This is a genomic window from Actinomadura rubrobrunea NBRC 15275 (assembly GCF_001552235.1).
In the GTDB taxonomy this organism is placed as follows: Bacteria; Actinomycetota; Actinomycetes; order Streptosporangiales; family Streptosporangiaceae; genus Spirillospora; species Spirillospora viridilutea.
On record NZ_BCQU01000037.1, the window covers coordinates 45,269 to 60,312 of the forward strand.

General features: G+C 72.5%; 13 protein-coding genes. 6 read left to right on the forward strand and 7 right to left on the reverse strand.

The window, feature by feature from the left end; genetic code table 11:
* Nucleotides 1-31: 31 nt before the first annotated feature.
* The 5 genes from AR3_RS13830 to AR3_RS13850 all read right to left on the reverse strand — a co-directional run bounded on the left by AR3_RS13830 (nt 32) and on the right by AR3_RS13850 (nt 4,656).
* Entirely contained in the window at nt 32-2,410 is a 2,379-nt protein-coding gene (locus tag AR3_RS13830; protein ID WP_067914107.1) for an ATP-binding cassette domain-containing protein, read from the reverse strand.
* Nucleotides 2,411-2,545: 135 nt separating this feature from the next.
* A complete protein-coding gene (locus AR3_RS13835) occupies nt 2,546-2,998 on the reverse strand; it encodes a pyridoxamine 5'-phosphate oxidase family protein (protein ID WP_067914108.1) in 453 nt (150 codons plus the stop codon).
* Between the two features lie 100 nt (nt 2,999-3,098).
* On the reverse strand, nt 3,099-3,509 hold the full coding sequence (locus tag AR3_RS13840; RefSeq protein ID WP_067914109.1) for a VOC family protein: 411 nt from the start codon (nt 3,507-3,509) through the stop codon (nt 3,099-3,101).
* A 5-nt stretch (nt 3,510-3,514) separates the two neighbouring features.
* The gene (locus tag AR3_RS13845; protein WP_067914138.1) at nt 3,515-3,961 is read right to left on the reverse strand and encodes a helix-turn-helix transcriptional regulator; all 447 of its coding nucleotides are present in this window, start codon (nt 3,959-3,961) and stop codon (nt 3,515-3,517) included.
* A 221-nt stretch (nt 3,962-4,182) separates the two neighbouring features.
* Nucleotides 4,183-4,656, reverse strand: coding sequence for a carboxymuconolactone decarboxylase family protein (locus AR3_RS13850; RefSeq protein ID WP_067914110.1), 474 nt, complete (start codon nt 4,654-4,656; stop codon nt 4,183-4,185).
* Nucleotides 4,657-5,014: 358 nt separating this feature from the next.
* Between AR3_RS13850 and AR3_RS31725 the strand changes: the two genes are divergently transcribed.
* From AR3_RS31725 to AR3_RS13870, 4 genes are all read left to right on the forward strand, one after another.
* Nucleotides 5,015-8,560, forward strand: a complete 3,546-nt coding sequence (locus AR3_RS31725; RefSeq protein ID WP_083951479.1) for a serine/threonine-protein kinase — start codon at nt 5,015-5,017, stop codon at nt 8,558-8,560.
* A gap of 155 nt (nt 8,561-8,715) precedes the next feature.
* The gene (locus AR3_RS13860) at nt 8,716-9,384 is read left to right on the forward strand and encodes a shikimate kinase (RefSeq protein ID WP_067914114.1); all 669 of its coding nucleotides are present in this window, start codon (nt 8,716-8,718) and stop codon (nt 9,382-9,384) included.
* Nucleotides 9,385-9,584: 200 nt separating this feature from the next.
* Nucleotides 9,585-9,968: a VOC family protein gene (locus AR3_RS13865; RefSeq protein WP_067914116.1), complete on the forward strand. Its 384-nt coding sequence runs from the start codon at nt 9,585-9,587 to the stop codon at nt 9,966-9,968.
* 523 nt (nt 9,969-10,491) lie between these two features.
* On the forward strand, nt 10,492-11,016 hold the full coding sequence (locus AR3_RS13870) for a MarR family winged helix-turn-helix transcriptional regulator (RefSeq protein WP_227023091.1): 525 nt from the start codon (nt 10,492-10,494) through the stop codon (nt 11,014-11,016).
* Between the two features lie 553 nt (nt 11,017-11,569).
* Here the strand turns inward: AR3_RS13870 and AR3_RS13875 are convergent.
* Nucleotides 11,570-12,718 (reverse strand): DUF8744 domain-containing protein, encoded by a 1,149-nt coding sequence (locus AR3_RS13875; RefSeq protein ID WP_067914128.1) that lies wholly within the window; start codon nt 12,716-12,718, stop codon nt 11,570-11,572.
* A 130-nt stretch (nt 12,719-12,848) separates the two neighbouring features.
* Between AR3_RS13875 and AR3_RS13880 the strand changes: the two genes are divergently transcribed.
* Nucleotides 12,849-13,631 carry a DUF2249 domain-containing protein gene (locus AR3_RS13880; protein WP_067914131.1) on the forward strand — a complete coding sequence of 261 codons (783 nt, stop codon included), beginning with the start codon at nt 12,849-12,851 and terminating at the stop codon, nt 13,629-13,631.
* Nucleotides 13,632-13,857: 226 nt separating this feature from the next.
* Complete coding sequence (locus AR3_RS13885; RefSeq protein ID WP_067914134.1) at nt 13,858-14,241, forward strand: hypothetical protein; 384 nt, start codon at nt 13,858-13,860, stop codon at nt 14,239-14,241.
* On the opposite strand, the gene AR3_RS13890 is transcribed toward AR3_RS13885, so the two are convergent.
* Nucleotides 14,211-14,891 carry a helix-turn-helix transcriptional regulator gene (locus tag AR3_RS13890; protein ID WP_067914136.1) on the reverse strand — a complete coding sequence of 227 codons (681 nt, stop codon included), beginning with the start codon at nt 14,889-14,891 and terminating at the stop codon, nt 14,211-14,213. The two genes, AR3_RS13885 and AR3_RS13890, sit on opposite strands and share 31 nt — an antisense overlap.
* Nucleotides 14,892-15,044 lie beyond the last annotated feature (153 nt).

A 15,044-nucleotide genomic window follows, 5' to 3' on the forward strand; every position in this document is an offset into this window, starting at 1 on the left:
GACGATGATCGCCGCGGGAGGACGGCCGGTGTCAGGCGCCGACGTAGGCCGCCAGGTGCCGGCCGGTGAGGGTCGAGCGGGCGGCGACGAGGTCGGCGGGCGTGCCCTCGAACACGATCCGGCCGCCGTCGTGGCCGGCGCCGGGACCGAGGTCGATGATCCAGTCGGCGTGCGCCATGACCGCCTGGTTGTGCTCGATGACGATGACCGACTTGCCGGAGTCGACGAGCCGGTCGAGCAGGCCGAGCAGGTGCTGTACATCCGCCATGTGCAGGCCCGCGGTGGGCTCGTCCAGCACGTAGACGCCGCCCTTCTCGCCCATGTGGACGGCCAGCTTGAGCCGCTGCCGCTCCCCGCCGGACAGCGTGGTGAGCGGCTGGCCGAGGGTGAGGTAGCCGAGCCCGACGTCGGCGAGCCGCTCGAGGACGGCGTGCGCGGCCGGCGTGCGCGCCTCCCCGGCGCCGAAGAACTCCTCGGCCTCCGCCACCGACATCGCGAGGACCTCGCTGATGTTGCGGCCGCCGAGCTTGTACTCCAGCACCGAGGCCTGGAACCGCCTGCCCTCGCACTCCTCGCAGGTGGTGCTGACGCCCGCCATCATCGCCAGGTCGGTGTAGATGACGCCGACGCCGTTGCAGGCGGGGCAGGCGCCCTCGGAGTTGGCGCTGAACAGGGCCGGCTTCACGCCGTTCGCCTTGGCGAACGCCTTGCGGATCGGGTCCAGCAGCCCCGTGTAGGTCGCCGGGTTGCTCCGCCGCGACCCCTTGATCGCGCTCTGGTCGATCGCCACCACGCCCGCGTCCGCCGGGATCGACCCGTGCACCAGGGAGCTCTTGCCCGAGCCGGCCACGCCGGTGACGACGACCAGCACCCCGAGCGGGATGTCGACGTCGACGTTCCGCAGGTTGTGCGCGGTCGCCCCGCGGATCTCCAGCGCGCCGGTGGGCTTGCGGACCGTCTCCTTGAGGGCGGCCCGGTCGTCGAGGTGGCGGCCGGTGAGGGTGCCGCTGGCCCGCAGCCCCTCGACGGTGCCCTCGAAGCAGACGGTGCCGCCCTCCGTGCCGGCGCCGGGGCCGAGGTCGACGACGTGGTCGGCGATCGCGATCGTCTCCGGCTCGTGCTCCACGACGAGCACCGTGTTGCCCTTGTCCCGCAGCCGCAGCAGCAGGTCGTTCATCCGCTGGACGTCGTGCGGGTGCAGCCCCGCGGTCGGCTCGTCGAAGACGTAGGTGACGTCGGTCAGCGAGGAGCCGAGATGGCGGATCATCTTGACGCGCTGCGCCTCGCCGCCCGACAGCGTGCCGGACGGCCGGTCCAGCGACAGATAGCCCAGCCCGATCTCCACGAACGAGTCCAGGGTGCGCCGCAGCGTGGCGAGCAGCGGCGCCACCGACGGGTCGTCGACGCCGCGGATCCACTCGGCCAGGTCGCTGATCTGCATCGCGCAGACGTCGGCGATGCTCATCCCCTTGATCTTCGAGGAGCGGGCCGCCGCGTTGAGCCGGGTGCCGTCGCACTCGGGGCAGGGCTTGAAGGTGACCGCGCGGTCCACGAACGCCCGGACGTGCGGCTGCATCGCCTCGCGGTCCTTGGACAGGAAGGACTTCTGGATCCGCGGGATCAGCCCCTCGTACGTCACGTTGATGCCGTCGACCTTGATCTTGGTCGGCTCCTTGTAGAGCAGGTCGTGCAGCTCGGCCTCGGTGAACTCCCGGATCGGCTTGTCCGGGTCGAAGAACCCGCAGCCCTTGAAGATGCGGCCGTACCAGCCGTCCATGCTGTAGCCGGGGATCGTGAGCGCGCCCTCGCTCAGCGACTTGTCGGCGTCGTACAGCTGGGACAGGTCGAAGTCGGTGACCGAGCCCATGCCCTCGCACCGCGGGCACATCCCGCCGGCCCGGCTGAAGGTCACCTTCTCGGCCTTGCGGTTGCCGCGCTCCACGGTGATCGCGCCCTTGGCCTGGACCGAGGGGACGTTGAAGGAGAACGCGTTGGGCGGGCCGACGTGCGGCTCCCCCAGCCGGCTGAACAGGATGCGCAGCAGCGCGTTGGCGTCGGTGACGGTGCCGACCGTGGAGCGGGCGTTGGCGCCGATCCGCTCCTGGTCCACGATGATCGCCGTGGTCAGGCCGTCGAGCACGTCGACCTCGGGCCGCGACAGCGACGGCATGAAGCCCTGCACGAACGCGCTGTAGGTCTCGTTGATCAGCCGCTGCGACTCGGCCGCGATCGTGCCGAACACCAGCGAGCTCTTCCCCGAACCGGACACGCCGGTGAACACCGTCAGCCGGCGCTTGGGGATCTCGACGCTGATGTTCTTGAGGTTGTTCTCCCGCGCGCCGTGCACGCGGATCAGATCATGGCTGTCGGCGACGTGCGGCTGCGCGTCCCCGCTCTCGGCCTTGCTCATGGTGTCTCCATCCGTGCGGCGGGCCGCCTTGGTGATCTTCGTCGGCGCGGCCGGGCGTGCCTTGACGGGCTCTGAGCAGTATGTACGCTCCTCGGCCGTGGTCCGGCCGGGCGATCGGCGGGGCCGGCCCGGGCGTCACACCAGCCAGCGGCCGTCGCGCATCAGCTCCCGACCGGCCAGCTCGTTCTCCTCGCGCCACGCCTGGATGCGGCGCGGGACGACGCGGAACCAGCGGTACGGCGTGGCCAGCGCGCGCGGGTCGAAGCCGGTGCGCGCGGCGAACCGGTCGCCGCGGTCCCGCGGCAGCGCGTCGATCTCGAGGACCTCGACCTCTCCCTCGATCATGGTCACGTCGCGGGTGTGGCCGAGCGCCAGCCGGGCGACCCGGGTGGCGGCCAGGTTCCGGCCGGTCGGGCTGTCCGCCGGCGTGGCCAGCAGCAGCGACTCGCCGTCCCAGTCGAAGGACAGCGGCACCAGGTACGGCGCGCCGTCCGGCGAGGCGCTGGCCACCCAGACGTCGACGTCGTGGGCGAGGCGGTGCTCGGTGTCGCGACGGCGCTGCGCGCGAGGGCGTGGGGCGGCACTCATCGGTCTCCGGTTCCGGTGCGGTCGGGGGCGGTCGCTCGGCGGCCGCCGCGCGGCCGCGTCACGGCGCCGTCCGCGCGGGGCGCCGCGACCGCCGGACGGTTCAGCGTCGCTCCTGGATACGGATCAGGTTGCCCGCGGGGTCGCGGAAGGCGCAGTCGCGGACCCCGTACGGCTGGTCCATCGGCTCCTGGACGACCTCGGCGTCGCCGGCCTGCAGCCGCTCGAACACGCCGTCCACGTCCTTCGTCGCCAGGACGATCATCGCGTAGGTGCCCTTGGCCATCATCTCGGCGATGGTGCGGCGCTCGTCCTCGGTGACGCCGGGGTCGGCGGCCGGCGGGTGCAGGACGATGGACGTGTCCGGCTGCCCCTTGGGGCCGACGGTGATCCACCGCATTCCGCCGTAGCCGACGTCGTTGCGGACTTCGAAGCCGAGGGTGTCGCGGTAGAAGGCCAGGGAGGCTTCCGGGTCGCTGTGCGGAAGGAAGCTGTGGTGAATGGTGAGTTCCATGGCCGTCAGGCTAGTTGCGGCTCTGCGACCTGCGCTTCTCGATTCCTGATCGGTCTGGTGACCTGTTTCGCCACGCACGAGGGGATCCCCGCCGTGGTGCGCGCCTGGCGCCGGTAGACGCTGGGCGGCACGCCGACCAGCTCGGTGAAACGGGTGCTGAAGGTGCCCAGAGACGAGCAGCCCACAGCGAAGCAGACCTCGGTGACGCTGAGGTCTCCGCGCCGCAGCAGCGCCATCGCGCGCTCGATGCGGCGCGTCATCAGATAGGAGTACGGCGACTCGCCGTAGGCGCGCCGGAACTGGCGGCTGAGATGCCCCGCCGACATGTTCACCCCGCGCGCGAGCGCCTCGACGTCCAGCGGCTGCGCGTACTCCCGGTCGATCCGGTCCCGGACGCGCCGCAGCAGCGCGAGGTCGCGCAGGCGCTGCTCCTCGGTTGCTCTGCTGGCCATCTCGGCCATACTGCCACGGCGCGCCACGGTTGCCCAGGGCCCGCGCGCGTCCCCCGCCGGCCAGCGCCGGGAGGTGTTCGGCGGGCCGTGTCGGCCCGCCGCGATCCCGCCCGGCGTCATCGGGCGGGTTTCGCGGCGATCCTCGCCCTACGCCGACCCCCTCGCGGTGCTCGCGGGAGGCCGGGAGGCGGTCTGCGGACCGCCCCGCGAGGAGGTGCCGGTCATCCCCACTGGCCGGGCTGGTAGTTGCCGGCGGGCTGCTGGGTGATGACGTTCAGGCGGTTCCAGGCGTTGATGAGTGCGATGAGGGCCACCAGGGCGGCGAGCTGGTCCTCGTCGTAGTGCTTGGCCGCGTTCGCCCAGGCGTCGTCGCTGACACCGCCGGCGGCGTCGGCGATGCGAGTGCCCTGCTCGACGAGCTCCAGCGCGGCCCGCTCGGCCTCGGTGAAAACCGTCGCCTCCCGCCAGACCGCCACCAGGTTGAGGCGAGTCGCGCTCTCCCCCGCGTGCGCGGCGTCCTTGGTGTGCATGTCGACGCAGACACCGCAGCCGTTGATCTGGCTGGCGCGGATCTCCACCAGGTGCCGCGTCGCGGCCGGCAGCGCCGAGTCCATGATGACCTTGGCCGCCGCCTGGAGGTGCTTCACGCACTTGGCCCCGACGGGGGTGCCGTAGAAGTTGAGACGGGCTTCCATGAGTTCTCCCTGCCATAGGGGGCTGTTGCACCTCATTGACGGATCGACCCGGCACGATGTGACCGCCCCCGGGCGAATCCGCCGCCGCCCTCGTGCTAGCGGCGCCCGCAGCGCGCTGAACCGCCGCGAACGGCGCGTCCGGGACCAGATCCCAAGCCCAACGTCGAGGCAGTGGAAAACCTCCGCACTGCTACGCCCGCTCGCACACTGACGCCTTTCCGAGGCATGCGCACCGGAAAGCGACGACCGCCGCGGCCGCTCCGCCGAAGGCCATCCCGGCAGGTCGGCGTGACCGACATCGGACGGGACCAACCGACTCGACGAGATCGCCGTCTCTATAGGCGAAAGGAGGGTGATCATGGCTGAGCCCCTGATCTCTGGTGATCCTCGGCAGATCGGCGAGTACTGGCTGGCGGGCCGACTGGGATCCGGAGGGCAGGGAGTGGTCTACGAGGCCTACGCGGCCGACGGGACCCGGGTGGCGATCAAGGCGCTGCACGGCGAGCTGGTCGGCGAGGGGAAGCGGGACATGCTCGCCAAGGAGGTCGCCGCGGCGCGGCGGGTGGCCTCGTTCTGCACCGCGCGGGTCCTCGCCGCCGACCTGGACGCCACGCCCGCGTACGTGGTGAGCGAGTTCGTGTCCGGGCCGGACCTGCAGGCCGCCGTGGCGGCGAACGGCCCGTTCGGAGGCGACGAGCTGCACCGGCTCGCGATCGGAGTCGCCACGGCGCTGACCGCCATCCACGGGGCGGGGGTGGTGCACCGCGACCTGAAACCCGCCAACATCCTCCTCGGCCCGGACGGACCGCGGGTCATCGACTTCGGCATCGCCCGCACGGCCGAGGGCACGCGCAGCGCGGTCGGCGGGCTCAAGGGCACACCGCGGTACATGGCCCCCGAGCTGTTCCAGGGCGGGCGGGCGAGCACCGCCTCGGACGTGTGGGCGTGGGGCGCGGTGGTGCTGTTCGCGGCGCTCGGCGAGCCTCCGTTCAAGGGGAGCGACCTGCCGCAGCTGATGCACGAGATCGTGCACGGGGCGCCCGACCTGAGCGTTCTTCCGGACCGGTTGCGGTCGGTGGCGGCCGCCGCGCTCGCCAAGGACCCCGGCGCCCGGCCCGCCGCGCGCGACGTGCTGCTGGCCCTGGTCGGCGGGTCCGACGAGACCGGGCGGCTGCTCGCCGAGGGAGGCCGGGCCGCCGCGGCGGTGCGGCCGCGGTCGTGGTCGCCCGCCCCTTCGCTCGCCGACGCCGCCGAAGCCGTGTTCGAGCGGCTGGACCGAGCCGGGCAGGAGGCCGTCCCGCACGTGCTGCTGCGGATGGTGCTGCCGGGCGACGGCGCGGACGACACGCTGCGCCGGGCCGGGGTCGCCGAGTTCTCCGGCATCCCGGCGGCCCGGCAGGTGGTCGAACGGTTCGCCTCGGCCGGGCTGCTGGTCCGCGACGGCGACACCGTGGCGATCGCGAACGTCGCGCTGCTGCGGGCCTGGCCGCGGCTGCGCGCCTGGATCGACAGCGAACGCGACGGCCTGGCCGTGCACCACGACCTCGCCGACGCCGCGCTGCTGTGGGACGCGCACGGCCGCAAGAACAGCGACCTCTACCAGGGCACGCCGTTGCAGCGCGCCCTGCAGTGGGCGGCGACCGGCCGGCGATATCTGACGTTGAACGACGTCGAACGCGCCTTCCTGGACGCCGGCACCGGCCTCGGCAGGCGGCGGACCAGGCGCCGCGCCCTCGTCAGCGCCGCCCTGGCGGTGCTGCTCATGGTCTCGCTGGGCGCCCTCGGCGCCGTCGCCGAGCAGCGGCAGACCGTCATCCGCCAGCGTGACGAGGCCATCGCCCGCCGGCTCGCCCTCACCTCCGAGCACCTGCGCGGCACGGATCCCCGCACGGGGCGCCGTCTGGCCGCCGCGGCGGCGGCCCTGGCCGACAACCAGGAGACCCGCCGAGCCGTGCTGAGCGCGGTTCACCAGTGGGAGGACGACCTGTTCACCCCGCCGGACGTCAGTCGCGGCGACACCCGCGTCAGGCTCAGCGAGGACGGCCGCACCGTCCTCACGGCGGACAAGGGGAGCGTCCGGTTCTGGGACATGAAGACCCGGCGGCGCACCCGGGTGATCTCCGGCGTGGGGGAGGGGTACGTCGATGTGGCGCTCAGCCGCGACAACAAGACCCTCGCCGTCCTGGGCGTCAACGGCAAGGTGCGGCTCTGGAGCGTGGACGGCGGGCGGCCGATCGGCCCCGAGTTCGGGGAGAAGCTGAACCTGATCCGGTTCAGCCGCAGCGGAGGGCTGCTTTTGGCCGGCACGGGCGACGGCACCGAACTGTGGGACCCCTACAAGGGAGTCCGGATCCTGCGCTGGGACGGCGTGGCCTCGGGGTTCGACGTCGCCGCGGGCGACCGGCGGGCCGTCGTGGCCATCGGCGGTCGGGTGGAGATGTGGGACGTCGCGACCCGCCGGAAACTGTCCGCCCCGTGGCTGCCCACGGGGTCGGAGAAGGAGCGGCCGCGGTTCACGACGTTCAGCCCGGACGGCTCGCTCCTCGCGGTCGAGGTGGGGGACCTCATCAAAGTCCTGGACGTCGCCACCGGGCTGGAGCGGGCCTCGTTCGACAGGGTCTCCTCCGACCAGCTCGCCTTCAGCGACGACGGCCGGTACATCGCCACCGGACTCGCCCTGTACCGGCTGGACCAGCCGAGGAGGACCGGCCCGCCGGTCATGCGGACCGACCGGAAGGCGGGGGACTGCACGGACGTACGGTTCGGCCCGGACGACAGGACGCTGCGGTGCGTCGACTCCCTGGGCGCGGTGACGTCCCTCGACGTCGGCTTCTACACCCGGCCGCGGCTGATCCTGGACACGGGAGGTCCCGACGGCCTCTCGACCTTCGCGACCTCGGACCAGGACCCCGTCACGATCAGCGACGACGGCGGCACCCTGGCCGTTCGGGACGGCGGCGAGATCCGCGTGTGGGACGTCCGCCGCCGGAACGCCGCGCACTGGACGATCAGGTACGCGCCCGGCAGGTCCTCCGGCGACGAGGTTCCGATGGCGATGACCCCGAACGGCGGGCTCCTCGCCATACCGGTCACCGACGTCAAGCCCATACGGGCCGTGGACGTCTGGGACACCAGGCGACGTCGGAAGATCAGCACGGTGCGGTTCGACCCGATCGGACCCGGCGGCCTGATCAGCATGGCGATATCGCCCGACGGTACGGGCCTCGCCCTGGTCCTCGTCCACGGCGAGGCGATGTCCCTGTACTACGCCGACGTGTCCGGCAAGCCGATCCGCAAGGTCACCGGCACGCCGCCGGGCCGCGGGATACCGGGCGTGGAGTTCACGCCCGACGGCTCGGCCGTGGTGGTGGGCGGCGGCATCGGCGCCTATGCGTTCCCGTCGGGGCGTCCGCTCGCCGAGCCCCATCCCGAGACCAAGACCATCAAGGCCCTGAGCCCCGACGGCCGCACGGCGGTGACCGAGAGCGTCTATGGCGAGATCTCCCTGTGGGACGTCCGGACTCAGCGCCGTCTGGGCGCCCCCTTGCCCCCGCTCGGGCAGGGCCTGAAGATCGGCGCCGCCGCCTTCTCCCCGGACGGCCGGTACCTGGCCATCGGAGAACGGGCGTTTCCCCGACGGCCCGGCAACATCCGCCTGTGGGACCTGTCCACACGCAGGGAGATCAGCCGACCGCTGACCGGCCACGGCGACGCCGTGGACGAGCTGGCCTTCACTCCCGACGGCCGCCGGCTCCTCAGCGTCGGCCGGGACCTCACCCTCCGCGAACACGTCCTCGACCCCAAGGAGGCCGTAGCGCATCTGTGCGGCATCGCCGGTCCTCTTACGAAGGCCGAGTGGCGGCACCACGTGGTCGAGCTGCCCTACCAGAACATCTGCCGCTGAGCCGAGGCGCGGACGGTCCGGTGCGGCGCTTGCGGTGCGGCCGGAACCGACCGGCTGTCGTGCTGAGCAGCGCTGCGATGTAGTTGTGGACGGAGTCGCATCGCTTGCCGATAACGCCGTCGCGCAAGCCGGTAGGCACTCGACAGGAGCCGGTAATGCACCCTGCGCTGCACGAAACGCCTTCTCCCGACCTTCGGCGGGAGCGGCTGCGCCACGTCTACTGGATCGGCGGCGGCAGCGGGGCCGGGAAATCCACGATCGCCCGGCGTATCGCCGACCGGTATGGAATGCGCCTGTACGACACCGACGCGGCCATGCCCGACCACACCCGCCGCATGCCCGCGGACACAGCCCCCTACCTGGCCGAGTTCGCCGCCATGGACCTGGACGAACGGTGGGTGTCGAGAAGTCCGCGCGAGATGCTCGACACCTTCCACTGGTTCCACGGCGAGGGATTCCACTTGATCGTCCAGGACCTTCTCGCCCTCCCTTCAGATCGGCCGGTGGTCGCCGAAGGGTTTCGACTCCTGCCAGGTCTCGTCCGGCCGCTGCTCGCCGATGCGCGTCATGCCGTGTGGCTGCTGCCGACCCCCCGGTTCCGCCGGGAAGTGTTCGACCGTCGCGGCGGCCCGGCATGGGCGTTCCTCGCCAAGACCAGTGACCCGCAGCGTGCGTTGCGCAACCTTCTCCAGCGCGACGCCTTGTTCACCGACCGGCTGACCGAGCAGCTCCGGGAACTGGGCCTTCACGGGCTCAGTGTGGATTTCGGTGAGACCGAGGAGGAACTCACGCGCCGCGTCTCCGCGGTGTTCGGCCTTGACTAGCTGTCGTGGGCCCCGTCCTGCTGCTCCCGGTCTGTACTTCACAAGGAACGCGCCGTTGTGCGGCGCGGGCCGCCGCAGGCTCGCATGGATGTGCGACGCCCGGGCGACGGCCGCGCGGCGTCCGAGCACGGTTATGAAGCGTGCGTAACGAGTTGTTGGGCGTCCGCGGCCGAAACCGTCGGGTCCGTATAGTGGCGGCCATGGCATGCCGGATCAGTGAACTGGTCATCGACGCGGTTGACCCCGAGCGGCTGGCCGCGTTCTGGAGCGAGGTCCTCGGCTACGTCGAGCTCGGTCGCGAGGAGGACGGCAGCATCGAGATCGGTCCGCCCGACACCGGTTTCGGAGGACCGCAGCCCACCATCGTCCTCAGCCCGACCACCGACCCCCGGCCGGCGAAGCTCCGCATGCATTTCGACGTCAACGCCACCGACCGCGACCAGGACGCCGAGCTGGAACGGCTGCTCGCTCTCGGTGCCAAGCCCGTCGACATCGGACAGACCGGCAACGAAAGCTGGCACGTCCTGGCCGACCCCGAGGGCAACGAGTTCTGCCTCCTGCGCGCCCGGCTCGACCCCGTGTGACCAACGCGCGTCCTGGCCGGGACTTGGTCGCCCGAGGCGTCGACATCGCTCTCGTTGATCACTGATTCGGCGTGAAGAGCGGAACACCGCCCGACCACTGCTGCCACGCTGCATCCAACGTGACCTCTGCGTCACGCGCCTAGCGAAGCCGGTGCTGTTCACCGGCTACGGGCTGTGCCCCAACCTGACCGCGGCGGCCCGCGACAGTGAGTGGTTCGTCGCGCCGACCTGTGCGTCATGGAGCCCGAACCGGTCCAGCTGCGGCGCCTGCTGGACGCCGGGGTCGATTTGGTGCGGCTCGCCGTGATCGTGCTGGGCGCGGCCGCCTCCCGCCCTGCCCGCCGGGCGCCCGCTGGACCGCCACGTTCTCTGTGGCTGTCGGGGACAAGGTCTTCAAGGGGAACGTCGGCGCGGCAGGCAGGAGGCGGCGGCCCGCGAATAACCTTCCAACGCTGAACGTTCAGCGCCGACGCCGGTGGGGCGGTGAGCGTGATGGCGGACAGTGCAACGCTGAGGAGTGGCCGTGGAGCGTGACGCCGTTGACCTCATCGTGGAGCAGTGGGCCCGCGCCCGCCCTGACCTCGACGCGTCCCCCATGCGAGTGCTCGGCCGTCTCTCTCGGGCGACCCGGCTCATCGAGCGCGAGCTCAAGGCGCTGTTCAACGAGTTCGGGTTGGAGAAGGGCGAGTTCGACGTCCTGGCCACCCTCCGGCGCGCCGGTCTCCCCGACGGCATGACCGCGGGCATGCTGGCCCGCTCCTCCATGGTGACCTCCGGCGCCGTCACCAACCGGCTCGACCGGCTCGTCGCCAAGGGCTACATCACGCGCGACGTCGATCCCGCCGACCGCCGCACCGTCGTCGTCGCGCTCACACCCGCCGGCCGCGAGCTCATCGACCGCGCCGTCGCCGCCCACATCGACAACGAGCGACGCATCCTCGCCGCGCTCGACCGGGACCAGCAGGACGCCCTCGCCGCGGCCCTGCGCACTCTGCTCCTCAGCCTCGGCGACGAGGCGGACGCGCCCCGCGCACCGGGCGACCTGTGAGCCGAGGCCCTCTGGACGCGTCGCCGTCGACGATGGACCGGTGACGACGAGGCCGGTCACGACCGGCACGAGGGAGTGACAGGCGAGCTGCCGCTGTCCTCGGGCGTCTGAGCGCGCCGGACGGGCGGCCACGTGGGCGGACCGGCCGCCGGGCGATCGCCGCGACCGTGCGATCAGCGTGCCGACGTGGACGATGATGTCGCCGCAGATCAGGACGGCCCCTGCGGTCCCCAGTACGGCGCCGCCGCCACTGGAACCGTGCAGCACGGCCACTTCCAGCACGGCGAGGCCGGAACACCTGCCACACCGCCCGGGCGACGGCCGCCGCAGCAGCGCGGTGCTGAAGTGCTCGGTCCAGGTGACGATGGCGTTGGTGACCGCGCCCAGCAGGAGAATGCGCACCGGCACCTGGTCGGCGCCGGGAAGACGGTCCCGCGCGAACTTCACGGTCACCGCGAGCCAGGTCGGCACCATCGCGTTGGAGACGGCGTGCCGGCCGGCACGCGGACTGCGCGGCGGCTTCGGTGGCGCTCGACCTTCACGTCGACCGATGTCACCCAGGCCCCGTCCTGGGGTCGGCTGGGGAGGAACGGGACAGGCGCGAGGCGGCAACGGCGCAGCAGGCGAAACCCATCAGCGCCACCTCGCCGAGCACGCCGCCCGCCGCGCGCACGGGTCCCGCGTCGGCGAGGTCGCCCGCGACGCGGATCAGCACCGCGGCGTGCAGCAGGGCGAGCGGCCCGTACAGCAGCGGGTGGTAGGGGAGCCGGATGCGCAGGACGGCGGGCAGGATCACCGGAGCGTGCCCGAACACCATGGATATGACGAACCCGAGGAACACCGCGTGCAGGGCCGCGTCGTACATCCCTTGGTCCTCGGGGCGACCGGCGACGGTCCACAGCGTCCCGGCCACCGCGAGCCAGGCGTATCCGGTCAGCAGGCACGCGGCGGCGTAACGCGGCAGGCCGGTGCCGCGGACGGTCCGGCGGGCGATGTCGTACACGGCCAGCCAGGCGGCCAGCGCGAGCATGCCCAGGCCGGCCAGGCGCCAGCCCGCCTCCGGTGCCGCGACGGACACGGCGGCGCCGGCGCCGATCAGCGCGCAGGCCGCGATCAGGCCGTCCCCGGCCCGGCGCCGCAGGAACGCCACGTGCGCGAGCTCCAGCCGTTCCCCGGCGATCGTCAGCACGAGGAACGCCGTCAGCCAGGGCACCAGGTCGCCGGTCGGGGCGTCTCGGATCCACAGGGTGCCCGCGACGTACCAGGCGACCGCGCCGGACGTCTGGAGGAGGAGCTCGCGACCGGGGCGGCGACCCCGCCGTCGGCCGGACAGGGCGACGTAGACCCCGACGAGCCAGCCGGCCGCCGCCGTCAGCAGCGGACGGCCGATCCAGGCGAGCCCGGCCGCGGTGGCGATCCCGCCCAGGCCGGCGAGGGCGGGGGCGGCATAGCCCCACGGCCGTCCCAGCGCGACGGCGCGTTCGAGGCTGATCAGCGTGCCGAGGAAGCCGAGGGTCATCAGCGTCCCGTGGTGCCGCGCGACGTCCGGGCGGGGCGCCGGCACCTGCAGACCGAGCAGCACCAGGCCGCCCCACAGCCCGGCGACCAGCGACAGCGCGGCGAGGGCCGGCAGCGGAAGCCGCCGCACGGCCGGGGAACGGGATCTGGTGCGCGCCGCTGTGGCGGGCCGGCCGCCGGTCATCACGGCTCCTCGGTCATCTCGACGCCGTCGCTTGAGTTTTTCATAGGTATATTAGTAAATATCAATCTCACCATGTAAACCGGCTCGAGGGTGTCCGGGGGTGTCCCGTGGCGTCCGGAGAGGAGTCCCCATGACCGCGCAGGCCGCCGAGTCGCAGCGGGCGACCGTCCAGGCCATCCGGGACCATCACGGCCGACTCGGCCGGACGATGGCCGACCACGCCCTCACCGTCCGGCGCGGCGCCGACCAGCTGGCCGAGCTGAGCGGGCCGCGGACGCGGATGGTGGAGTTCAGCCGCGTGGAGGTCCTGCCGCACGCGGCCGCCGAGGAGGAGACGCTGTACCGGGCGGCGCGGGACATACCGGAGGCCCGCCTGCTGGTGCGGGGAATGGTCCGCGAGCACGAACTGCTGCGCGGCCTGGTCGAAGACCTGGATCGGGCGCGGACGGCGGGGGAGACCGCCGGTGCCGCGGTCGCGCTGAACGCGATGTTCCAGGCGCACCTGGAGAAGGAGAACGAACTGCTGCTGCCCGCCCTGGTGGAGGCCGGTGTCGACCTCGCCGGGCTGCTGGCGGGAATGCACGAGATCCTCGGGGACTCCGCCGAGGCCGGCGGAGGGGGCTGCACTTGCAGCTGCGGCTGCGGCGGACACGACGACCCCGGCACCCCCGGGGCCACCGCCGAGCTGATCGACGGTGAACTCGACGTGCGCGCCCTGGCCCCGGCCCAGCGCCACGAGCAGATCTTCGCCACCTTCCAGGCCCTCCCGCCCGGCGGGGCCTTCGTGCTGGTCAACGACCACGACCCCAAGCCGCTGTCCTACCAGTTCGCCGCCGAGTACCCCGGCCGCTACACCTGGGACTACCTCGAGGCGGGCCCGCAGGTCTGGCGAGTGCGCATCGGACGGCCATGACCGCCGCCCGGGGCGGTGCCCGGTGGGCGGCGCCCCGGGCATGCGTCGGCGGCCCGGGCTTCCGCAACGCGCCAGGCCCGGTCCCAGGTGCACCGCATCCAGCGGCGCGCCGCGCCGGGCATGCATCAGCGGGGGTGGTCAGCCGGTCCGGCACCGTCGGCATTTCGGCCGACGTCCAGCCCTTCCGGCACAGGCCGCCCGTCCAGGTCGGCCGGAACGTCTTCGCGTGGCCCCGCTGTGCCTGCTGCTGGTCGTGCTGGTCGCCTGGATGCAGGTGCTCGGCAGGGGCGGGCGCCTGCTCGGCCCCTACGACGCCGCGTACACGGCGGCGGCCCTGGAGTCGTTCGTGCCGCTGTGCGTCCTGGCGCTGGCGGAGACGCTGGTCATCCTGTCCGGACGGGGCGGCATCGCGTCACCCGCAGCGCTCCCCCCGCGGGGGCTGCGGCCCGGGTTCGCAGGGGTCGGCGTGCTGCCCGAGGTCATGTGCACTGCAGCGCGCAGTAAGAGGGCCGTTTCCGGGCGGGACGAGGTGCTTCGCCCCGGGATGCCGGGGCGCCCGGTCGGCCGGAACGCGGGGCCCTATTCGCCCGTCTCGTGGCTGCGCAGATGAGCCAGGCACAGCTTGGGGTTGACGAACGGGTCCAGCCGCTCGGCGGTCACGGGGGCGTTCATCTCGGCGAGGGCCCCCTGCATGAGGCCGAGATGCAGCGGGCAGATGACGTCCTGGTGCTCCTCGGCGATCTCCCGGAACGGGCAGTGCACCAGCCGGACCAGCGCGGTGCCGGCCTCCGTCTCGATCTGCGTTCCGAAACCGATGTCGGTGAGCAGACCGGCCAGCTTGTCCAGGGCCTGTTGCGCGTCGACCCGCTCGAAGGGCGCGGGCCGGTCGGCCAGGTAGCGCCCCCAGGCCCGGCCCGCCTCGGTCGCCGCCTTCGTCGGTTCCGGCATGGTCCCGGAGACCAGGCTGGTGAGGATCTGCGCGAGCAGCCGGTAGCTGCGCACGCCCTGATCGGAGTCGGAGGCGCGGTACAGGGTGCGGGGCCGTCCGGGCTGGTCGCGCTCCTCGGTGGTGCGTTCGGCCAGGCCGGACTCGACCAGCCCGTCGAGGTGGAAGCGGACGGTGTTGGGATGCAGTCCGGTCCGTTCCGCCGCCTCCCGCACGCCCAGCGGCCCGAACGCGCGCAGCACGTCGAGCACGCCGGCGCGGCTGTCGCCGAGCGCGGCCGGCGGCTCGGCGTCGACGAGATGACGCTTGCCCATGGCGTCATTTTACACGATTTTGACTTGTAAAAAAGGGGCGACATGCGGCCGGGTGTCGGTCTCGCCGACGCGCGACCCCTCTCGTCGGTGGTCGTTGCGCAAGCAACACGTCGTCCCGCGCCCGTCCGGTCGGCAGCGCCGCGACGAGCCAAG